At 41.0% G+C, this 21830-nt stretch carries 24 protein-coding genes; 20 read left to right on the forward strand and 4 right to left on the reverse strand.

Going from position 1 to position 21830, the window contains the following annotated elements:
- Window positions 1–17 precede the first annotated feature (17 nt).
- The 7 genes from ADH81_RS07710 to ADH81_RS07740 all read left to right on the forward strand — a co-directional run bounded on the left by ADH81_RS07710 (window position 18) and on the right by ADH81_RS07740 (window position 6360).
- A complete protein-coding gene (locus ADH81_RS07710; protein WP_049527888.1) occupies window positions 18–1229 on the forward strand; it encodes a phosphopentomutase in 1212 nt (403 codons plus the stop codon).
- Between the two features lies 1 nt (window position 1230).
- Entirely contained in the window at window positions 1231–1791 is a 561-nt protein-coding gene (locus ADH81_RS07715; protein WP_049527891.1) for a DUF1697 domain-containing protein, read from the forward strand.
- Window positions 1788–2597, forward strand: coding sequence for a purine-nucleoside phosphorylase (locus ADH81_RS07720; protein ID WP_049527893.1), 810 nt, complete (start codon window positions 1788–1790; stop codon window positions 2595–2597). Before ADH81_RS07715 ends, ADH81_RS07720 begins: the two co-directional genes overlap by 4 nt.
- Before the next feature lie 4 nt (window positions 2598–2601).
- Window positions 2602–3837, forward strand: a complete 1236-nt coding sequence (locus ADH81_RS07725) for a chloride channel protein (RefSeq protein WP_049527950.1) — start codon at window positions 2602–2604, stop codon at window positions 3835–3837.
- Entirely contained in the window at window positions 3834–4544 is a 711-nt protein-coding gene (locus tag ADH81_RS07730; protein ID WP_049527951.1) for a type 1 glutamine amidotransferase, read from the forward strand. The genes ADH81_RS07725 and ADH81_RS07730 overlap by 4 nt, the downstream gene beginning before the upstream one ends.
- A 143-nt stretch (window positions 4545–4687) precedes the next feature.
- Window positions 4688–5398 carry a purine-nucleoside phosphorylase gene (deoD, locus tag ADH81_RS07735; RefSeq protein WP_045763751.1) on the forward strand — a complete coding sequence of 237 codons (711 nt, stop codon included), beginning with the start codon at window positions 4688–4690 and terminating at the stop codon, window positions 5396–5398.
- 230 nt (window positions 5399–5628) lie between these two features.
- On the forward strand, window positions 5629–6360 hold the full coding sequence (locus tag ADH81_RS07740; RefSeq protein WP_049527895.1) for an NAD-dependent protein deacylase: 732 nt from the start codon (window positions 5629–5631) through the stop codon (window positions 6358–6360).
- Window positions 6361–6588: 228 nt separating this feature from the next.
- Here the strand turns inward: ADH81_RS07740 and ADH81_RS07745 are convergent, their stop codons facing one another.
- The 3 genes from ADH81_RS07745 to coaA all read right to left on the reverse strand — a co-directional run bounded on the left by ADH81_RS07745 (window position 6589) and on the right by coaA (window position 8388).
- The gene (locus ADH81_RS07745) at window positions 6589–7101 is read right to left on the reverse strand and encodes a DNA topology modulation protein (protein ID WP_049527897.1); all 513 of its coding nucleotides are present in this window, start codon (window positions 7099–7101) and stop codon (window positions 6589–6591) included.
- A 65-nt stretch (window positions 7102–7166) separates the two neighbouring features.
- Window positions 7167–7415 (reverse strand): 30S ribosomal protein S20, encoded by a 249-nt coding sequence (gene rpsT / locus ADH81_RS07750; protein ID WP_029689628.1) that lies wholly within the window; start codon window positions 7413–7415, stop codon window positions 7167–7169.
- 52 nt (window positions 7416–7467) lie between these two features.
- Window positions 7468–8388, reverse strand: a complete 921-nt coding sequence (gene coaA / locus ADH81_RS07755) for a type I pantothenate kinase (RefSeq protein WP_045763748.1) — start codon at window positions 8386–8388, stop codon at window positions 7468–7470.
- A gap of 122 nt (window positions 8389–8510) precedes the next feature.
- Here coaA and ADH81_RS07760 point away from each other — a divergent pair, with 122 nt between their 5' ends.
- The 9 genes from ADH81_RS07760 to ADH81_RS07800 all read left to right on the forward strand — a co-directional run bounded on the left by ADH81_RS07760 (window position 8511) and on the right by ADH81_RS07800 (window position 16661).
- The gene (locus ADH81_RS07760; RefSeq protein ID WP_049527900.1) at window positions 8511–8789 is read left to right on the forward strand and encodes a hypothetical protein; all 279 of its coding nucleotides are present in this window, start codon (window positions 8511–8513) and stop codon (window positions 8787–8789) included.
- A gap of 107 nt (window positions 8790–8896) precedes the next feature.
- Window positions 8897–9487: a class I SAM-dependent methyltransferase gene (locus ADH81_RS07765; RefSeq protein WP_152904398.1), complete on the forward strand. Its 591-nt coding sequence runs from the start codon at window positions 8897–8899 to the stop codon at window positions 9485–9487.
- Window positions 9484–10767, forward strand: coding sequence for a pyrimidine-nucleoside phosphorylase (locus tag ADH81_RS07770; protein WP_049527904.1), 1284 nt, complete (start codon window positions 9484–9486; stop codon window positions 10765–10767). Before ADH81_RS07765 ends, ADH81_RS07770 begins: the two co-directional genes overlap by 4 nt.
- A gap of 17 nt (window positions 10768–10784) precedes the next feature.
- On the forward strand, window positions 10785–11447 hold the full coding sequence (deoC, locus tag ADH81_RS07775) for a deoxyribose-phosphate aldolase (RefSeq protein ID WP_049527908.1): 663 nt from the start codon (window positions 10785–10787) through the stop codon (window positions 11445–11447).
- Complete coding sequence (locus ADH81_RS07780) at window positions 11434–11823, forward strand: cytidine deaminase (protein WP_049527912.1); 390 nt, start codon at window positions 11434–11436, stop codon at window positions 11821–11823. Before deoC ends, ADH81_RS07780 begins: the two co-directional genes overlap by 14 nt.
- Before the next feature lie 94 nt (window positions 11824–11917).
- Entirely contained in the window at window positions 11918–12973 is a 1056-nt protein-coding gene (locus tag ADH81_RS07785) for a BMP family lipoprotein (RefSeq protein ID WP_049527914.1), read from the forward strand.
- A 141-nt stretch (window positions 12974–13114) separates the two neighbouring features.
- Entirely contained in the window at window positions 13115–14644 is a 1530-nt protein-coding gene (locus tag ADH81_RS07790; protein WP_049527916.1) for an ABC transporter ATP-binding protein, read from the forward strand.
- Window positions 14644–15702 carry an ABC transporter permease gene (locus tag ADH81_RS07795; protein ID WP_000038693.1) on the forward strand — a complete coding sequence of 353 codons (1059 nt, stop codon included), beginning with the start codon at window positions 14644–14646 and terminating at the stop codon, window positions 15700–15702. Before ADH81_RS07790 ends, ADH81_RS07795 begins: the two co-directional genes overlap by 1 nt.
- 2 nt (window positions 15703–15704) lie before the next feature.
- Window positions 15705–16661 (forward strand): ABC transporter permease, encoded by a 957-nt coding sequence (locus ADH81_RS07800; RefSeq protein WP_049509105.1) that lies wholly within the window; start codon window positions 15705–15707, stop codon window positions 16659–16661.
- 30 nt (window positions 16662–16691) lie between these two features.
- Here ADH81_RS07800 and plsY read toward each other — a convergent pair whose 3' ends face one another.
- Entirely contained in the window at window positions 16692–17333 is a 642-nt protein-coding gene (gene plsY, locus ADH81_RS07805; protein ID WP_049527919.1) for a glycerol-3-phosphate 1-O-acyltransferase PlsY, read from the reverse strand.
- 215 nt (window positions 17334–17548) lie between these two features.
- Between plsY and ADH81_RS07810 the strand changes: the two genes are divergently transcribed.
- From ADH81_RS07810 to parE, 4 genes are all read left to right on the forward strand, one after another.
- Entirely contained in the window at window positions 17549–18190 is a 642-nt protein-coding gene (locus tag ADH81_RS07810) for an amino acid ABC transporter permease (RefSeq protein WP_049527922.1), read from the forward strand.
- Window positions 18191–18200: 10 nt separating this feature from the next.
- Window positions 18201–18830: an amino acid ABC transporter ATP-binding protein gene (locus ADH81_RS07815; protein ID WP_049527923.1), complete on the forward strand. Its 630-nt coding sequence runs from the start codon at window positions 18201–18203 to the stop codon at window positions 18828–18830.
- A gap of 9 nt (window positions 18831–18839) precedes the next feature.
- Window positions 18840–19682 carry an amino acid ABC transporter substrate-binding protein gene (locus ADH81_RS07820; RefSeq protein WP_049527925.1) on the forward strand — a complete coding sequence of 281 codons (843 nt, stop codon included), beginning with the start codon at window positions 18840–18842 and terminating at the stop codon, window positions 19680–19682.
- A gap of 149 nt (window positions 19683–19831) precedes the next feature.
- On the forward strand, window positions 19832–21781 hold the full coding sequence (parE, locus tag ADH81_RS07825) for a DNA topoisomerase IV subunit B (protein WP_049527927.1): 1950 nt from the start codon (window positions 19832–19834) through the stop codon (window positions 21779–21781).
- Window positions 21782–21830 lie beyond the last annotated feature (49 nt).

Consider the following 21830-nt stretch of genomic DNA (forward strand, 5'->3'; position numbering starts at 1 on the left):
AAAAAAGGAGACACACTATGCCAAAATTTAATCGTATTCACTTGGTGGTACTCGATTCTGTAGGAATCGGTGCAGCACCAGATGCTAATAACTTTGTCAATGCAGGGGTTCCAGATGGAGCTTCTGATACACTTGGCCATATTTCAAAATCAGTTGGTTTGAATGTTCCTAACATGGCTAAGATTGGTCTTGGGAACATCGAGCGTGAGACAGCCCTTAAAACGGTTCCCGCAGAAGCAAATCCTAGTGGTTACTACACTAAACTTGAGGAAGTTTCACTAGGTAAAGACACCATGACAGGTCACTGGGAAATCATGGGCCTCAATATCACTGAACCTTTCGATACTTTCTGGAATGGATTCCCAGAAGAAATCCTTACAAAGATTGAAGAATTTTCAGGTCGTAAAGTAATCCGTGAAGCAAACAAACCTTACTCAGGAACTGCTGTTATCGATGATTTTGGACCACGTCAAATGGAAACAGGCGAGTTGATTATCTATACGTCAGCTGATCCAGTTCTTCAAATCGCGGCCCACGAAGACATTATTCCTTTGGATGAACTCTATCGTATTTGTGAGTACGCTCGTTCGATTACATTGGAACGTCCAGCTCTTCTAGGTCGTATCATTGCACGTCCTTATGTTGGTGAGCCTGGAAACTTCACACGTACTGCAAATCGTCGTGACTTGGCTGTATCACCATTTGCTCCAACAGTTTTGGACAAACTAAACGAAGCAGGCATTGATACCTATGCGGTTGGTAAGATCAACGATATCTTCAACGGTGCTGGGGTGAACCATGATATGGGTCACAATAAGTCAAATAGCCATGGAATTGATACGCTTTTGACAACAATGGGACTTGCTGAGTTTGAAAAGGGGTTCTCATTCACTAACTTGGTCGACTTTGATGCCCTTTACGGTCACCGCCGTGATCCACATGGTTACCGCGACTGCTTGCATGAGTTTGATGAACGTTTGCCAGAGCTTATCGCTGCTATGAGAGAAGATGATTTACTCATGATTACTGCAGACCATGGTAATGATCCTACTTATGCTGGTACAGACCATACTCGTGAATACATTCCACTTTTGGCCTACAGCCCATCACTAAAAGGAAATGGACACCTACCAATCGGTCAGTTTGCTGATATTTCTGCGACAATCGCGGATAACTTTGGCGTAGATAAGGCTATGATTGGTGAAAGCTTCTTAGATAAATTGGTTTAAGATGACTCGCTTGGCATTACTGGTTAGAGGGATCAATGTCGGTGGGAAACATAAGGTGGTCATGGCCCAGCTTCGTCAAGAATTGACAGAGTTGGGATTGGAAAATGTTGAAACCTACATCAATAGTGGCAATATTTTCTTTGACACAAGTATCTCGAAGACTCAACTAGTGGAGATCTTACAAGCTTTCTTTGACAAGCATTATCCATTTATCCAACATTTTTCCTTGTTAAGTCAAGAAGATTACGAAGAGGAGCTTAGAACTCTTCCGGAATGGTGGTTCCAAGAAATGGCTCGAAAGGATGTTCTCTTTTATACTGAGGGACTGGATACCAAGCAAGTCATCGAGAAAGTCGAAAGTATGGAACTGGTAGATGAAGTGCTTCATTTCGGGAAACTGGGAATCTTCTGGGGCAAATTCTCAGAAGAAACCTATAGCAAAACAGCCTATCACAAGTACCTGCTAAAGATGCCTTTTTATCGTAATATTACGATTCGAAATGCAAAAACCTTTGACAAAATCGGTCAATTTTTAAAAGATTATGAAGGAGACAGACAATGACATTATTAGCAAAAATCAATGAAACAGCTGCTTTCTTAAAAGAAAAGGGAGTAGAAACACCAGAGTTCGGCTTGATTCTTGGATCAGGACTTGGCGAACTTGCTGAAGAAATTGAAAATCCAGTTGTGGTAGACTATGCTGAGATTCCAAACTGGGGACGTTCGACTGTTGTTGGACACGCTGGAAAATTGGTTTACGGTGAACTTGCAGGACGTAAAGTCTTGGCCCTTCAAGGACGTTTCCACTTCTACGAAGGAAATCCTCTTGAAGTCGTTACTTTCCCAGTTCGTGTCATGAAAGTTTTAGGCTGTGAAGGTGTGATTGTGACCAACGCTGCTGGTGGTATCGGCTTTGGTCCTGGTACTTTGATGGCTATCACTGACCATATCAATATGACAGGACAAAATCCTCTAATCGGTGAAAACTTAGATGACTTCGGTCCACGTTTCCCAGACATGTCAAAAGCCTACACCCCAGAATATCGTGCTACAGCACATGCAGTTGCTGAAAAGCTTGGTGTTAAACTTGATGACGGTGTTTATATCGGTGTAACTGGTCCAACGTATGAAACTCCAGCTGAAATCCGTGCATATAAGACACTTGGTGCAGATGCGGTTGGTATGTCCACTGTTCCTGAAGTTATCGTGGCAGCTCACTCTGGCTTGAAAGTTCTTGGTATTTCATGTATTACCAACTTTGCGGCTGGTTTCCAAGAGGAACTTAACCACGAAGAAGTAGTAGAAGTTACCGAACGTGTCAAAGGAGACTTTAAAGGATTGCTGAAAGCTATTCTTGCAGAATTATAAGACTATGAGAGTACGACTCCAAAGTATTCCCTATGGACTGAGAGTGCTTCTAGCCACTTTATCATTAGGAGTAGGGACGGGTCTGGTCGGAATTGCCTGTCATTATCTACTAGAAGGGGTGCAAGGGCTGGCTTTTGGCCAAGATAAGTCGGATTTACTCCAGCAATTTCAAGAAGCTGGAGGTCTCCGTAGATTTTTGGTCTTATGTGTGACTGGGTGTTTGTCAGCTGGCTTCTGGTATGTCCTGCAAAAGCGTTATAAGATTCTGTCTATTCGCCAACAAATTGACTTAGCTGGAGACAGGGAACCAGCGCCCTTAGCCCACCTCCTTCATGCAGGTATGCAGGTTGCGATTGTCGGAGCAGGTGCATCGGTCGGAAAAGAAGGAGCACCACGTGAGGTCGGGGCTCTTCTAGCTGGTCGCTTGGCGAAAGGTTTTTCTCTAGCCCTCAAAGAGCGAAAAGTCTTGATCGCCTGCGGTGCTGGAGCTGGTTTAGCTGCGGTATATCAGGTTCCCTTTGCCAGTAGCTTGTTTGTCTTTGAGACCTTAGGGCTCGCCTTCAGTTGGCAGAACTTTCTACTGGTTTTGACCAGTACTTATCTGGCCACCTGGGTCGCTCAGTCCATCGTTGGTCAGGAGGCCGTTTATCACCTGTCCGCAGTCTCATGGTCGGCTAGCGGCTTCTTACAGGCTATTGTGATTGCTTTCTTGGTCACTCCCTTGGCTCTGGTCTTTGCTTTCCTAGCCAAGCGGGCTAGTCACAAACGGCGGAAGGATGGGACGATTCTTTGGGCTCTTCCTCTAGCCTTTCTAGTGCTGGGGAGCCTAGTAGCCTTTTTCCCTATCTTTATGGGAAATGGCCAGGTACTAGCGCAAGTCCTCTTGTCTAGTCAGTCGATTCCTTATCTTCCACTGGCTCTTGCAGTGAAGGGGCTTCTGGTTTATCTCCTCTTGCGCAATGGTGCGTATGGGGGAACTTTGACACCATCATTTGCCTTAGGTATTGGATCTGGCTATCTAGTGACCTTGCTTTTGACAGCAGTTGGGATTCATCTAGATCCTGCTCTAGGGATGTTACTAGGAGCGACCGTCTTTTTAGGGACGACCTTAAAAGCTCCTCTGACAGCCATTGCCCTGAGCCTTGGATTTACAGGCCAAACTTGGAGTTTGACAATTCCGCTTGTACTTGCGGCTGGTCTGTCTTACGTGATTCGAAAGAGATGGGAGAAGAAACGATGAAGGTACATTTTGTACTGCATGAAACCTTTGAAGTGCCGGGCGCTTATCTAAAATGGGCGCAGGAGCGTGGCCATCAAGTGACTACGACTAAGGTCTACGAAAAAGAGTCTCTTCCGGAAACTGTTGACGGAATTGATTTTCTGATTGTTATGGGTGGTCCTCAATCTCCTGATGAGGATAGAGAAAAATTCCCATATTATGATCCAAAGGCAGAGATTGAGCTGATTCAAAAGGCTATGAAGGCAGATCGTTATATTGTTGGTGTCTGTCTTGGTGCTCAACTCTTGTCTGTTGCTTATGGCGCAGAGTATGAACATAGTCCAGAGCGTGAGATTGGTGTTTTTCCAATAACGCTAACTGAAGCTGGATTAAAAGACAATCATGTCAAAGTTTTTGGACCGACTCTAAATACAGGACACTGGCATGGCGATATGCCAGGATTGACAGAAGATGCTGTCGTCCTTGCGACCAGTCAAGGCTGTCCACGTCAAATTATTCGCTTTAGTCCTAAACACTATGCCTTCCAAGCTCATTTGGAATTTGATCCAGAAGCAGTAGAGCTCTTAATTGCTGCGGATGGTGAAGAAGTTTTGGAAGAACAAAGTCAAAAATTGACCTACGTTCAAAAGCCTGGAGTTATTCGTGCATATGATTATCAAGAAATGAATGTAAAACTCTATGCCTTTTTGGATTCATTAACAAATTAAAAATAACAGAAAGGTAGAGCATGTGTTCAGATTTGAACACGAGCGGAAAGCTCGGAAAATAGATAATCTGACTGTGAAATCAGGATTTCTCGTCAGATTCCTAATTTTCAGTCGCTTTCTGGTCGCTCTTTGTATCATAAACTATGTCTATCCATATTGCTGCTAAGCAGGGTGAAATTGCTGATAAAATTCTTCTTCCTGGGGATCCTCTTCGTGCGAAGTTTATCGCTGAGAATTTTCTTGAAGATGCTGTATGCTTCAATGAAGTTCGTAACATGTTTGGTTACACTGGAACTTACAAGGGCCATCGTGTATCTGTCATGGGAACAGGGATGGGAATGCCATCAATCTCCATCTATGCGCGTGAATTGATTGTCGATTACGGTGTGAAAAAATTGATCCGTGTCGGAACTGCTGGTTCTTTGAATGAGGATGTTCATGTTCGTGAATTAGTTTTGGCACAAGCAGCTGCAACCAACTCAAACATCATCCGCAATGACTGGCCTCAATATGATTTTCCACAAATCGCTAGCTTTGATTTGCTAGATAAAGCCTACCATATTGCCAAAGACCTTGGCATGACCACTCACGTCGGAAATGTTTTGTCTTCAGATGTTTTCTACTCAAACTACTTTGAAAAAAATATCGAACTTGGTAAATGGGGAGTCAAGGCTGTAGAAATGGAAGCAGCGGCGCTGTACTATCTTGCTGCCCAACACCATGTGGATGCTCTTGCTATCATGACTATTTCAGATAGTTTGGTTAATCCAGATGAAGATACAACTGCAGAAGAGCGCCAAAATACTTTCACAGATATGATGAAGGTTGGTCTAGAAACCTTGATTGCAGACTAAAGTTAGATTCCATTCATGTGATTACTCTTGTTCTCAAAATGATAAGCATGTTCATTGCTTCAATCTTCTAATAGATGAGAATAAGGACTTTGAAGAAAGTCAAATTGTGTCAAAGGATCAAAAGTAGTCAGTTTAACATTTAAATCATAATCAAATAAAGTTGAAAGCCTAGTTGACAGAAACTAAAGGTTTTCAACTTTTTTAGAACAAAAAACTTAAGGAGGGGTGAAATGGATAAGATTGAACAATTACAGGAACTGATAGATAAAAGTCAAAGAATTGTCTTTTTCGGTGGTGCAGGGGTTTCAACAGAGTCTAATATTCCTGATTTTCGAAGTTCTGATGGTGTTTATAGTCTTAAGTTGGGGCGCCATTTTACTGCCGAGCAACTGGTTTCACGCACCATGTTTGAACGCTATCCAGAGGATTTTTTTGATTTCTACAAAAAGTATCTCGTCTATCCGGATGCTAAGCCAAATTTAGCACATGATTATCTAGCGTCGTTAGAAAAAACAGGTAAATTAAAGTCGATTGTGACGCAAAATATTGATAGCTTGCATGAAATGGCTGGTTCTGAAAAAGTTTTGAAACTGCATGGTAGTGCAGATCGTAATTACTGTTTGGGCTGTCATCGATTTTATGATTTGAATGCATTTTTGGCACTTGAAGGTTCAGTTCCCCACTGCTTAGATTGTGGTAAGGTGGTCAAACCTGACGTAACCCTTTATGAGGAACCTCTGGATATGGATGTTTTTAGTCGAGCAGCCCAAGTCATTCAGCAAGCAGATTTATTGATTATTGGAGGAACTTCCTTAGTCGTTTATCCTGCAGCTAGCCTAATCAATTATTTTTCAGGGTCAAATCTTGTCGTTATCAACAAGTCCAGTACTCCTCAAGACAGCCAAGCTGATTTAGTTATCGAAGGTAAGATCGGAGAAGTTTTTTCCAAATTGAGACAATAAAAAACTGAAAGAAGTAGGACTATACTTCCTTCAGTTTTTTGTATCACGAACTCAGAAACTATGAACACGATTCTCTTCATTTCTAGGGAATCTTATATTTGATTTATAAATTGCTCGAGTTATTTTTAATTGTTGAATAAATGGAAAAAAGGAAGATTTTCTGGATGAAAATCTTCCTTTTTTAGTCAATCAGTACATGCTGATTTTAATGAAATGCTACTATATTGTTTACTTTTTTAAAGATCGCAAAAAACGATCAATCTCTGCTTGAGAATGGAGAATACGCATCTTTTCTGGGTAAGTATTGTTTAAGTATTGGTATCTATCCTTAGCATTTTTTGTTCGTCCATCCCAGAGAATCCAACGGATAAATTCCCAGTTGAATTGCTCGGGACATCCCGCAGCCATACTTTCTCTGACTTTTCCTCTATATTTTAAATAACGCTTAAAGGCTCTTAGCAAACAAGTCCAAGCCGAGAAATTTAAAAAGATAATCTGGTCAGCTTGCTCCATTCTTTCCTCATAGCAACACCAAGAGTAGTTGCCATCAATGACCCAATTTTTGTTTTTGGATAAAAAGTCCCTCATTTCCTTAAGCATCCAGTCACGGTCACTGTCCTGCCAACCAGGCTGAAATTGAAGTGTATCCATGTGAAGTTTTGGAATGGAGTAGTGCTTAGATAGTTTTTCAGCAAGAGTAGATTTACCTGATCCTGAATATCCGATGATAGCTATTTTCATAATGACCTCCAGAAAAATGTGCACAAAAAAAGCTCCGAAGAGCTCATTTTGTATGCAGTTAAAGATTAACCAAGTTTAGCTGCAAGACGTGCTTTATCACGGCTAGCTTTGTTTTTGTGGATCAAACCTTTAGTTTCTGCTTTATCGATAGCTGAGCTGGCAGCACGGTAAAGTTCTTCAGATGGGTTTGCTTCAAAAGCTTTGATAGCAGTACGCATAGCTGATTTTTGAGCTGAGTTCTTTTCGTTTTGTTTAACGTTCAATTCAGCGCGTTTGATAGCTGATTTAATGTTTGCCAATGTTCTTACCTCCATTTTTACTAACTATACCATTATATCTGAAAACTTACGTTTTGACAAGGGAAAATTATTTTTTTAAGTAAATTTCATCAATTTCGTGATTTTTAGATTTATGGAGAATGACCTCGGCACGATTTCGTGTCGGTTCAATGTAATTTTGGAGATTGGTGAGGTTGATACTGGTCCAAACTTGGTGAGCAAAATCCTTCACTTCACTAAGAGGAAGTTGAGTGAAACGATAGTAATAGTTGCCTGGATCATCTTGAGCAAAGCTAAGGAGTTTTAAGAATCGATCCAAATACCAACTTTCAATGTCTTCGACTGCAGCATCGACATAGATTGAAAAGTCAAAGAAATCAGTAATATAGAGACGGGCATTATGAGGGTTTTGGAATACGTTGATTCCCTCAACAATGACAAAATCAGCAGCTTCTACTCGTTGTTTTTGACCTGGCACGATATCATAGATTTCATGGGAATAAACAGGAATATCAACATCCTGCCCATTTTTGAGTTGGTCTAGGAAATTGAGCAAAGCTTCCATGTCGTAGCTCTCAGGAAAACCCTTGCGGTTGAGAATGTCTTGCTCAATTAAGACACTGTTTGGGTATAAAAAACCATCCGTAGTAACCAGTTCAACACTTGCTCCAGGGACTATACGAGAAAGCAAAATTTGCAAGAGTCGACTAGTGGTTGATTTACCGACAGCAACACTCCCAGAAACTCCGATAATAAAGGGCTGTTTTTTGCTCTCTCTTTGAAGGAAAATACCTTTTGAAAAGGCAAGGTCTTCTTTGGAACGCTTATAAATCTGAATCAAATGTGCCAGTGGCAGATAGATATCTGTAACATCTTGTAGGCTAATCTGATCATTGAAACTCTTAATAGAATCTAACTCTTCCTCGGTCAAGGGAGGAGTTGTTTTGCGATGCAAGGATTGCCAAGTTTCGCGGTTTATCTTTTCAAAATGTAAAAATTCGTTGGTCATACTATATCCTCGTTTGATATCTTAGTATACCATATTTTAGAAAGAATAACCATCTGACCAATTGAGAAAAAGCGCTTTCTTTGTTAAAATATAAGGGTAAAAACTATAAAGGAGGTGCTAAGATGAAAGCTGGATTAAGAGAAAATACGCTGGGTTTGTTCAGCCTATTTGTTATTTTTTTATGGTTATCACCAAACTGGGTGAATTTCTCCTTTACGATAGGAACTCAGAGCTATAACTGGACCACTTTTGTTCTGTTTATCTTATTGCCCCTCATAGGTCTTGCCTACCTTGTGCTCGCTTTCTTTAAAAGAAAGTGCTGGCTCTTCTTTTTTGGTTTAGCTTGTATCTTTGCTTTTCCGATTACCATGGCAGTAGGGAGCTTTTTACTAGGTCCCTAATGCTAATCAAAACTTATATTATTTTTGAGAAAATACAATGTGATTTAAGGGCTTGATACCTTTGTAAACGATTTACAAATAACTTATTTTTATGGTAAAATAGTATCATGAGTAAAATGTATTATGCAGAAAATCCAGATGCAGCCCATGATGTTCATGAGCTTAGAGTTGAGCTACTTGGGCAAAAGATGACCTTTTTGACAGATGCTGGTGTCTTTAGTAAAAAAATGATTGACTTTGGAAGTCAGTTGTTGTTAAGATGCCTTGATATTGAAAAAGGTGAAAAAATTCTTGATGTTGGTTGTGGCTATGGTCCGATAGGTTTGTCTTTGGTTAAAGCATATGGTGCCCACGCAACGATGGTGGACATCAATAATCGTGCCCTGGATTTAGCCCAGCAAAATGCAGTAAAAAACAAGGTTCAAGCGACTATCTTCCAGTCTAATATTTATGAGCAGGTAGAAGGACAATTTAACCATGTCATTTCGAATCCGCCCATACGTGCAGGCAAGCAAGTAGTTCACGAAATCATCGAAAAAAGTATAGACTTTTTAGTAGACGGTGGAGATTTGACTATTGTCATCCAAAAGAAACAAGGAGCTCCTAGTGCCAAAAGTAAGATGGAAGATGTATTTGGCAATTGCGAGATTGTAAAAAAAGATAAGGGATATTATATCCTTAGAAGTGTGAAAGAATGAGAGCAGTAGATCTAATCCAGAAAAAAAGAAACGGCCAAGAACTAAGCTCCAGTGAGATTCAATGGTTGATTGAAGGTTATGTGGCAGGAACTGTCCCTGACTACCAGATGGCCGCTTTTGCTATGGCAGTATATTTCCAGGGAATGACTATCGATGAGATTTCTGACTTGACTATGAACATGGTTAAGACAGGTCAGGAATTTAATTTATCGCCAATCGAAGGCATTAAGGTGGATAAACACTCTACTGGTGGAGTTGGTGATAAGGTAACTTTAATCCTAGCACCCTTGGTAGCTAGTTTTGATGTTCCAGTGGCTAAGATGAGTGGTCGAGGTTTGGGTCATACTGGTGGGACCATTGATAAGCTAGAATCCATCAAAGGTTTTCAGATTGAACGAAATCAGGATGAATTTATCAAACAAGTTCAGGATATTGGTGTCTCAGTCATTGGCCAGTCCGATCAACTGGTTAAGGCTGATAAATTGCTCTATGCCCTTCGTGATGTGACGGCAACGGTTGATACTATTCCCTTGATTGCTAGTTCGGTCATGAGTAAAAAGATTGCTGCTGGAGCTGACGCCATCTTACTTGACGTTACTGTTGGTGAAGGTGCCTTCATGAAAACAGTAGACGAGGCCCGTGAATTAGCTCAAACTATGGTAAATCTTGGTAAGGCTGTAGGTCGTAAGACAGTAGCAGTCATTACGGACATGAGTCAACCCTTGGGACGTGCCATTGGAAACCGCTTGGAAATCCTAGAAGCACTAGAAATTCTTCAAGGTAAGGGACGTGAAGATATTAGTCATTTTATCTGCGAGTTAGCCCAGATTATGCTGTCTTTAGCAAATGTTGAAAAAACTGTTGAGGAAGTAAGGCAACATCTTGAAAATGGTAAGGCGCTCCAGAAATTCGAAGAGATGGTTGCTGCTCAAGGTGGAGATTTAGAAGACCTCTACCGTCCAGTAAAAGTTGACCATGTAGTTGATATTCCTGCTCAGGAGGATGGTATTATCGCAGAACTTCCAGCCATGGAGTTTGGTCTTTTTGCCATGAGATTGGGTGCTGGTCGTGCAGTGAAAACAGACGCCCTTGACTATGAGACGGGGATTGTTTTTGAGAAGAAAGTTGGAGACTTTGTCAGAAAGGGTGAAATTGTTGCAAAAGTATATACAAATGGCAAAATTTCTCCGGAACTAGTTACAGATTTCCAAAAATATGTTAAAATTAAAATAAGTGATGAAGTGATAAAATCGCGTGAAATTATCGAAATCATCTCCTAATTTAAGGAAAAACCGAAATGAAATTAAATAAATACATTGATCATACGCTTTTAAAGCAAGATGCAACAGTGGAACAAATTGATCGTTTGTTATCTGAAGCCAAAGACTATGATTTTGCCAGTGTTTGTGTCAATCCGTGCTGGGTTGCTCATGCCAAATCTGGTCTTGCAGACACAGATGTTAAGGTTTGTACGGTTGTAGGCTTCCCTCTTGGAGCCACAACATCTGCTGTTAAAGCTTTCGAAACCAAAGAAGCTATCCAAAATGGTGCTGATGAGATTGATATGGTTATCAATGTTGGAGCACTCAAGTCTGGGAATGCTTATTTAGTTGAGTCAGATATTCGAGCTGTTGTTGAAGCAAGCGGAGACAAACTCGTTAAAGTCATTATCGAAGCTTGTTTGTTAACTGATGAAGAAAAAGTTCAGGCTTGTCAGCTAGCCCAGAAAGCAGGAGCAGACTTTGTCAAGACTTCTACTGGATTCTCGACAGGCGGTGCAACCTTACCAGATGTGAAGTTAATGCGTCAGACTGTTGGACCTGAAATGGGGGTTAAGGCTGCTGGTGGAGCTCGTTCTTATGCAGATGCTGTTGCCTTTGTTGAAGCTGGAGCTACTCGTATCGGAACATCTTCTGGTGTAGCAATCTTAAAAGGAGAGTTAGCAGATGGCGACTACTGAGATGATTGACTTAGCGATTGAGACTAGTAAAAACGCCTATGTACCCTATTCACACTTTCCAATTGGTGCCGTTTTGGTTGCCAAGGACGGAAGTGTATATACAGGATGCAATATTGAAAATGCTAGCTATCCCTTGACCAACTGTGGTGAGAGAACAGCTATCTTTAAAGCTGTTTCTGAAGGACAACGTGAGTTTTCAGAATTGATTGTTTATGGTCAAACTGAGAAACCTATTTCTCCTTGTGGAGCTTGTCGCCAAGTTATGGTCGAATTTTTTGAACAAGATCTAAAGGTGACCTTAGTTGCCAAAGATAAATCGACGGTCGAGATGACGGTCGGGGAATTACTTCCATACTCATTTACAGACTTGCATTAGTTAGTCTGCGTCACTCCCTGAGTGACAAGGGTCCTTGTGACCAATCAATCCATACTTGCAACTTCGTTGCGCATCTTATTTAGGAGGTTCAGTAATGAACAAGAAACAATGGCTAGGCCTTGGTCTAGTTGCAGTAGCAGCATTTGGACTTGCTGCATGTGGTAATCGCTCTTCTCGTAACGCAGCATCTTCATCTTCTGATTTGAAGACTAAAGCAGCTATCGTTACAGATACTGGTGGTGTTGATGATAAATCATTCAACCAATCAGCTTGGGAAGGTCTTCAAGCTTGGGGTAAAGAGCACAATCTTGCAAAAGATAAAGGCTACACATACTTCCAATCAACAAGTGAAGCTGACTACGCTAACAACTTGAACCAAGCAGCAGGAAGCTACAACTTGATTTATGGTGTTGGTTTTGCCCTTCACAATGCGGTTGAAGAAGCAGCGAAAGAGCATGCAGACTTGAACTATGTTTTGATTGATGATGTGATTAAAGATCAAAAGAACGTAGCAAGTGTAACATTTGCTGATAACGAAGCAGCTTACCTTGCAGGTGTAGCAGCAGCTAAAACTACTAAAACAAAACAAGTTGGTTTTGTAGGTGGTATGGAATCTGAAGTTATTTCTCGTTTCGCAGCTGGTTTCAAAGCTGGTGTTGAGTCAGTTGACCCATCTATCAAAGTACAAGTAGACTACGCTGGTTCATTTGGTGATGCCGCTAAAGGTAAAACAATCGCTGCAGCTCAATACGCTGCAGGAGCAGACGTAATCTACCAAGCAGCTGGTGGTACTGGTGCAGGTGTTTTCTCAGAAGCTAAATCTTTGAATGAAAGCAAAAACGAAGGCGATAAAGTTTGGGTTATCGGTGTAGACCGTGACCAAGTTGAAGAAGGTAAATATACTTCTAAAGATGGTAAAGAATCAAACTTCGTACTTGCTTCTACTTTGAAACAAGTCGGAACAACAGTTCAAGATATCGCAAACAAAACTGAAAAAGGTGAATTCCCTGGCGGTCAAGTGATCGTTTACTCATTGAAGGATAAAGGGGTTGATCTAGTAACAACTAACCTTTCTGAAGAAGGTAAAAAAGCTGTTGAAGATGCAAAAGCTAAAATCCTTGATGGAAGTGTAAAAGTTCCTGAAAAATAATGGATGAAAGTCATTTCTTAGGGGAGCGGCCTGTGGCCGCTTCTTTAAGAATTGAGACAAAGTGTTTTGTCTCAATAGAGCTTGCTAAGTTTCTTTAGCAGGTTTTATTGAAACAAAATAAAACTCTGAAAGGAAGAGCACATGGCACACGAAATTGTCATTGAGATGCGTGAGATTACCAAGGTCTTTGGTGAGTTTGTCGCTAACGACAAGATCAACCTAGAACTTCGTAAAGGTGAAATTCATGCACTTTTAGGAGAAAATGGAGCTGGGAAGTCCACTCTTATGAATATGCTAGCAGGGCTTCTTGAACCAACTAGTGGTGAAATTGTAGTAAATGGACAGGTTGTTAAACTGGATTCACCATCGAAAGCTGCTAGTCTAGGGATTGGGATGGTTCACCAACACTTTATGTTGGTTGAGGCCTTCACAGTTGCTGAAAATATCATTTTGGGAAGCGAATTAACCAAAAATGGTGTTCTAGATATTGCTCGAGCAAGTCGAGAAATTCTTGAATTATCAGAGCGTTATGGACTAGCTGTAGACCCTTCTGCTAAAGTAGCAGATATCTCTGTTGGGGCTCAACAACGTGTTGAAATTTTGAAGACACTTTATCGTGGTGCTGATATTCTTATCTTTGACGAACCAACTGCTGTTTTAACGCCATCAGAAATCGATGAGTTGATGGCTATCATGAAGAACTTGGTCAAAGAAGGCAAATCAATTATCTTGATTACCCACAAGTTGGATGAAATTCGTGCAGTTTCTGACCGCGTTACAGTTATCCGTCGTGGGAAATCAATCGAAACAGTTGAAATTGCTGGTGCAACTAACGCTGACTTGGCTGAGATGATGGTGGGACGTTCTGTTTCCTTCAAAACTGAGAAGCAAGCACCACAACCTAAAGAAGTCGTTCTTTCCATCAAAGACTTGGTTGTTAATGAAAACCGTGGCGTTCCTGCTGTTAAAAATCTTTCACTCGATGTTCGAGCTGGTGAGATTGTCGGAATTGCCGGAATTGATGGAAATGGTCAGTCTGAATTGATCCAAGCTATCACAGGACTTCGTAAGATTGAGTCTGGTAGTGTGGAATTGAAAGGCCAGTCCATTGTAGGATTGCATCCACGTCAAATTACTGAACTGAGCGTTGGTCACGTTCCGGAAGACCGTCACCGTGATGGTTTAGTTTTGGAAATGATGATTTCTGAAAATATCGCTCTTCAAACCTACTATAAAGAACCTCTTAGCAAGAAGGGAATTTTAAATTATACGAATATCCTTGACTATGCAAAAAAATTGATGCGGGAGTTTGATGTTCGTGCTGCTAGTGAAATTGTTCCAGCTTCGGCCCTTTCTGGAGGAAATCAACAAAAAGCAATCATCGCTCGGGAGATTGATCGAAATCCGGATCTCCTCATCGTCAGCCAACCAACTCGTGGTTTGGACGTCGGTGCCATTGAGTACATTCACAAACGCTTGATTCAAGAACGTGATAATGGGAAAGCTGTCCTTGTAGTCAGCTTTGAACTAGATGAGATTCTAAATGTCTCAGATAGAATCGCTGTTATCCATGATGGTAAGATTCAAGGGATTGTAACGCCAGAAACAACCAACAAGCAAGAACTTGGTGTCTTGATGGCTGGTGGTGAATTGGAAAAAGGAGAAGAGTGATGTCTAAAAAATTACAACAAATTTCGGTTCCCTTGATTTCTGTTATCCTTGGAATCTTGCTTGGAGCCATCGTCATGTGGATTTTTGGCTATGATGCTATTTGGGGTTATGAAGAGTTGTTCTACACGGCCTTTGGTAGTGTTCGTGGAATCGGTGAAATTTTCCGTGCCATGGGGCCACTAGTCTTGATTGCTCTTGGATTTGCAGTTGCGAGTCGTGCTGGTTTCTTTAATGTCGGGCTTCCAGGACAAGCACTTGCTGGCTGGGTTATGAGTGGCTGGTTTGCTCTTTCAAATCCAGATTTGCCACGTCCATTGTTGATTCTTGCGACAGTAGTCATTGCGCTGGTGGCTGGAGGAATCGTTGGTGCCATTCCTGGTATTTTAAGGGCCTACCTCGGAACATCTGAAGTCATCGTAACCATCATGATGAACTACATTGTTCTCTATACAAGTAATGCCTTTATCCACTCTTTCCCTAAAGATATCATGCAAAGTACTGACTCATCAATCCGAGTAAGTGCAAATGCAACTTATCAAACACCTTGGCTTGCTGAGTTAACTGGAAACTCTCGTATGAATATTGGGATTTTCTTTGCTATCATTGCAGTAGCAGTTATTTGGTTCTTGCTTAAGAAGACAACTCTTGGTTTTGAAATCCGTGCAGTTGGTCTCAATCCAAATGCTTCTGAATACGCAGGTATTTCAGCTAAACGAACCATTATTCTATCAATGATTATCTCAGGTGCTCTTGCAGGTCTAGGTGGAGCTGTAGAAGGACTTGGTACCTTCCAAAACGTCTATGTTCAAGGTTCATCATTGGCAATCGGATTTAATGGTATGGCGGTCAGTCTACTTGCTGCAAACTCACCGATTGGAATTCTCTTTGCAGCCTTCTTGTTCGGAGTACTCCAAGTTGGTGCCCCTGGTATGAATGCAGCACAAGTACCATCAGAGCTTGTAAGTATCGTTACAGCCTCAATTATCTTCTTTGTCAGCGTTCACTACATCATCGAACGCTTTGTCAAACCAAGAAAACAACTTAAAGGAGGTAAATAAGGATGTCGATTACAACAATGTTAACCCTTATGGTTTCTTCAATGTTGATTTATTCAGCACCACTTATTTTCACAAGTATCGGAGGCGTTTTCTCTGAACGTGGTGGAGTTGTTAACGTTGGACTTGAAGGAATCATGGTTATGGGTGCCTTTTCTGGAGTTGTGTTTAATCTTGAATTTGCACAAGATTTGGGAGCATTAACTCCTTGGTTGGCTTTGCTGGTTGGTGGATTAGTTGGAGCTATCTTCTCTCTCATTCACGCAGTGGCTACAGTTCATTTCCGTGCTGACCATGTTGTCAGTGGTACCGTACTTAACTTGATGGCGCCAGCCTTGGCTGTTTTCTTAGTCAAAGTGCTTTATAACAAGGGACAAACGGATAACTTAACGCAAACTTTTGGACGTTTTGATTTCCCTCTTTTGGCTAATATCCCAGTTATCGGAGATATCTTCTTCAAGTCAACAAGTTTACTTGGTTACCTAGCAATTGCCTTTTCATTCTTAGCGTGGTTTGTCCTTTTTAAAACTCGCTTTGGACTTCGCCTCCGTTCAGTTGGTGAACACCCACAAGCAGCAGATACTTTGGGGATTAATGTCTACAAGATGAGATATCTTGGAGTTGTGATTTCAGGTTTCCTTGGAGGAATCGGTGGAGCTATCTACGCTCAGTCAATTTCCGTTAACTTCTCAGTTACGACCATCGTTGGACCTGGATTTATCGCACTTGCTGCTATGATTTTCGGTAAGTGGAATCCTGTTGGAGCTATGCTTTCAAGTCTCTTCTTCGGACTATCACAAAGTTTGGCGGTTATCGGTTCTCAACTTCCATTCTTGCAAGGAGTTCCAGCCGTTTACTTGCAAATTGCACCATATCTCTTGACCATCGTCGTTCTAGCAGCCTTCTTTGGTAAAGCAGTTGCACCGAAGGCAGATGGTATCAACTATATCAAATCTAAATAAACAAAAAAGCGTCAGTTTGAAACTGACGTTTTATTGTTTAGGTTCTTGGTGTGTGAGGTTTAAGCCCCAGGGAACAAGATTTTCTGTTTTATTACGAATACGATTGATATTATCTTTGTGGCGGATAATAATTAAACCTGCGAGAGCTAGGATAATCGTTACGAATAATAAATCGTAATTTGGTAATATGAAACCGATAAGCGGAAAGAGAATCACCCCAAGTACAGCAGCGAGAGCAGCAGTAACACTCGAGAGAGAAATCATGCTTCCTAGATATAGAGTTCCAAAGAAGACAACTGCTAGATAGAGGCAAAATAGAGGAGCAAATCCGAAAATGACTCCAGCACTAGTTGCGACAGCCTTTCCTCCTTTAAATCCTGCAAATACCGGGAAGGTATGCCCAATCACAGCTAGAAGGCCAAAGACTAGAGGTGACACACCTTGAACATGAAAGATAAGTGGAAGCAAGGTTGCGATGGTTCCTTTGAAAAAGTCTATCACGAAGGTTGCCATACCCGCTTTTTTACCTAAAATTCGAAAAGTATTGGTCGTTCCAGTATTACCTGAACCATGTTCTCTTAGATTGATCTTAAAGAAGATTTGCCCAATCCACAGTCCTGAAGGGATAGAACCCAATAAATAAGCTAAAATTAATAATACTATTGTCATCATGCTTCTATTATACCATGAAATAGGAGAGAAACGGAAAGGAATCTTTTCTCAAATTGTGACATCTGATACTTTATGTAAGTAGAAAAATTTTCTCATGAACACTATTGTTCGGAAATTACGGATAAAGTTTTAAAAATTCATGGAAATTTCTGAAAATCCTTGATTTTGTGTTTATTTATGCTATAATAGGAACAATTATTTTTAGGAGGTGGAATATGTCTTACTTATTCGAGATATTACCAAGTTTATTGAGCGGTGCGACAATGACGTTACAAGTTTTTGCACTGGTCTTACTTTTTTCAATCCCTTTAGGCATTTTGGTTGCCTTTTGCTTACAGGTCCATTGGAAACCCCTCCATTACATGATTGATATCTATATCTGGGTGATGCGCGGGACACCCTTACTCTTGCAGTTGATTTTTATTTATTATGTTCTACCAAGTATTGGGATTCGATTGGATCGAGTGCCTGCAGCGATTATTGCCTTCACGCTTAATTATGCAGCCTACTTTGCTGAAATTTTCCGTGGAGGAATTGCAACCATTCCTCAAGGGCAATACGAAGCAGCTAAGGTTTTGAAATTCAATCCTTTCGATACCGTTCGCTATATCATTTTGCCACAGGTGACCAAGATTGTTTTACCAAGTGTATTTAACGAGGTTATGAGTTTGGTTAAGGATACTTCTCTGGTCTATGCGCTCGGTATTTCAGATTTAATCCTAGCTAGTCGTACTGCAGCCAATCGTGATGCTAGCTTGATTCCAATGTTTCTAGCAGGAGCTATTTATCTGCTTGTGATTGGTATCGTTACAATTTTAGCTAAGAAACTTGAGAAAAAATTCAGCTACTATAGATAGGAGGTTATCCATGTTAGAGTTAAGAAATATCAGCAAAAAATTTGGAAAAAAAGAAATTTTATCCAATTTCAGTTTAACAATTCCTGAAAAGCAAATTTTGGCCATCGTTGGACCTTCTGGTGGTGGAAAGACAACCTTGCTTAGAATGTTAGCTGGACTTGAAACTATTGATTCAGGAGAGATTTTTTATAACGGAGAATCATTACCTTTGGATGAACTTGAAAAACGACACTTGTTAGGATTTGTTTTTCAAGATTTTCAGCTTTTTCCTCACTTATCCGTTATGGAGAACTTGATTTTGTCACCTATCAAGACTATGGGGATGTCTGAGGCAGATGCGAAGAAGAAGGCAATCGACTTACTCACTCGTCTAGGTCTCAAAGCTCATGTGGATGCCTATCCATACTCATTATCTGGTGGTCAAAAGCAACGGGTTGCCTTAGCACGTGCAATGATGATAGATCCAGAAGTGATTGGATATGATGAACCAACTTCGGCTCTTGATCCAGAGTTGCGTCTCGAAGTTGAAAAACTGATTTTACAAAATCGAGAATTAGGTATGACTCAGATTGTCGTTACCCACGATCTTCAGTTTGCAGAGAATATCGCTGACCAAATTCTCAAAGTAGAGCCTAAGTAGGAGGTGTCTATGAATCGAAAGAAAATCAGCCTTGTTTTGGCATTCTTTCTTACTTTTTTCCTGGTAGGATGCACGCAAAAAGCTAGCAATCCTAAAGTAGATAATTGGGAAAAATACCAACAACAAGGAAGCATTACTATTGGATTTGACAATACTTTTGTTCCTATGGGATTTGAAGAAAAGAATGGGCAATATGTTGGATTTGATATTGATTTAGCCCAAGCCGTTTCTGAGAAACTGGGGTTCAAGGTACAGTTTCAACCCATTGATTGGGATATGAAGGAAACAGAACTTCAAAATGGGACTATTGACGCTATTTGGAATGGTTATTCTGCAACGGATGAACGTTGTGAGAAGGTAGCTTTTACAATACCGTATATGGAGAATCAGCAGGTTCTCGTGTCAAAAAAATCGCAAAATATCCAGTCAGTTTCGGATATGAAAGATAAGATTTTGGGGGCCCAAGCAGGTTCTTCTGGTTATCTAGATTTTGAAGCTCAGCCAGATCTTCTAAAGAATATTGTTAAGGACCAAAAGGCTAATCAGTATCAGAGTTTTAATGAAGCCTTGATTGACTTGCAAAATGATCGGATTGATGCTCTTTTAATTGACCGTGTTTATGCCAACTATTATCTTAAAACGGAAGGGATATTAGACCAGTATGAGATTTTCCCAGCTGGTTTTGAGAGTGAATCCTTTGCAGTTGGAGTTAGACCGGCTGATAAGACTTTGCTAGAAAATTTAAATAAAGCTTTTGTGGAATTGTATCAAGATGGAAAATTCCAAGAAATTAGCCAAAAATGGTTTGGTGAAGATATTGCAACAAGTCAAGTTAAAGGAAAAGAAAACTGAGACTCGTGTCTTGGTTTCTTTTTTTTAGGGTGAGAATGAGTGATTTTTTTACTAAAAAGAACTTGTGAATAGTCTTATTAACTAGAAAATTTTGCAAAATCCTTAGAAAACCTGTAAAATAGAAAAGATGAACAAATAGGAGGTTCCTTGTGTCAAAAAAGGAAATCAATATTAACAATTATAATGATGATGCCATTCAGGTGCTAGAAGGGTTGGATGCGGTCCGTAAACGTCCAGGGATGTATATCGGATCGACTGACGGTGCTGGGCTACATCACCTTGTTTGGGAAATTGTCGATAATGCAGTCGATGAAGCTCTGTCTGGATTTGGTGATCGCATTGATGTAACCATTAATAAGGATGGAAGTTTAACGGTTCAAGACCACGGACGTGGGATGCCGACTGGGATGCACGCTATGGGAATTCCAACGGTTGAGGTGATTTTTACCATTCTTCACGCTGGAGGAAAATTCGGTCAAGGTGGTTACAAGACTTCTGGTGGTCTCCACGGGGTTGGTTCTTCAGTCGTGAATGCACTCTCTAGTTGGCTGGAAGTAGAAATCACTCGTGATGGTGCAGTCTACAAGCAACGTTTTGAAAATGGTGGAAAGCCAGTAACCACTCTTGAAAAGGTTGGAACGGCACCAAAATCTAAGACAGGTACAAAAGTGACCTTCATGCCGGATGCTAGTATCTTTTCTACGACAGACTTCAAGTACAATACCATTTCAGAGCGTCTCAATGAGTCGGCCTTTCTCTTGAAAAATGTAACCTTGTCATTAACGGATAAGCGAACAGATGAAGCAATTGAATTCCATTATGAGAATGGGGTACAAGACTTTGTTTCCTACCTCAATGAAGACAAGGAAACCTTGACACCTGTTTTGTACTTTGAGGGGGAAGATAATGGTTTCCAAGTAGAAGTAGCTCTCCAATACAATGATGGATTTTCAGATAACATTCTGTCCTTTGTTAACAACGTTCGTACCAAGGACGGTGGAACGCATGAGACAGGACTCAAGTCTGCCATTACCAAAGTCATGAACGACTATGCGCGAAAAACTGGCCTTCTCAAAGAAAAAGATAAAAACCTAGAAGGTTCAGATTACCGTGAAGGGTTGGCGGCAGTTCTTTCCATCCTTGTTCCTGAAGAACATTTGCAGTTTGAAGGACAGACTAAGGATAAACTAGGAAGTCCCCTTGCTCGTCCCGTTGTAGATGGGATTGTAGCTGATAAGTTGACCTTCTTCCTTATGGAAAATGGGGAACTGGCTTCTAACCTCATCCGTAAGGCTATCAAGGCGCGTGATGCTCGTGAAGCGGCACGTAAGGCGCGTGATGAGAGCCGAAATGGGAAGAAAAATAAAAAAGACAAGGGCTTATTATCTGGGAAATTGACTCCAGCCCAGTCCAAGAATCCTGCTAAGAATGAACTCTATCTAGTTGAGGGGGACTCTGCCGGTGGTTCTGCCAAACAAGGTCGTGACCGCAAGTTCCAGGCAATCTTACCTCTTCGTGGTAAGGTTATCAATACAGCTAAGGCAAAGATGGCCGATATCCTCAAAAATGAAGAAATCAACACCATGATTTACACCATCGGTGCTGGTGTAGGAGCAGACTTCTCTATTGAAGATGCCAACTATGACAAGATTATTATCATGACCGATGCGGATACCGACGGTGCCCACATCCAAACGCTTCTCTTAACCTTCTTTTATCGCTACATGCGTCCCCTAGTAGAAGCAGGGCATGTCTATATTGCCCTTCCGCCTCTTTACAAGATGTCTAAAGGGAAAGGTAAGAAAGAAGAAGTAGCCTATGCATGGACGGACGGAGAGCTAGAAGAGCTCCGCAAACAGTTCGGCAAAGGAGCTACCCTTCAACGCTACAAGGGGCTTGGTGAGATGAATGCGGACCAACTTTGGGAAACAACCATGAACCCAGAAACACGTACTCTTATTCGTGTCACGATTGAAGACTTGGCACGCGCAGAACGCCGCGTCAATGTTCTCATGGGGGATAAAGTCGAACCGCGCCGTAAATGGATTGAAGATAATGTTAAATTTACGTTGGAAGAGAGTGGGGAAGTTATTTTTTAAAATAGTGAGATAGAAGTCCCCTAAAGAAATAGAATATAATTAATTGTAA

It is taken from the genome of Streptococcus pseudopneumoniae (assembly GCF_001072925.1).
Lineage (GTDB): Bacteria > Bacillota > Bacilli > Lactobacillales > Streptococcaceae > Streptococcus > Streptococcus pseudopneumoniae_Q.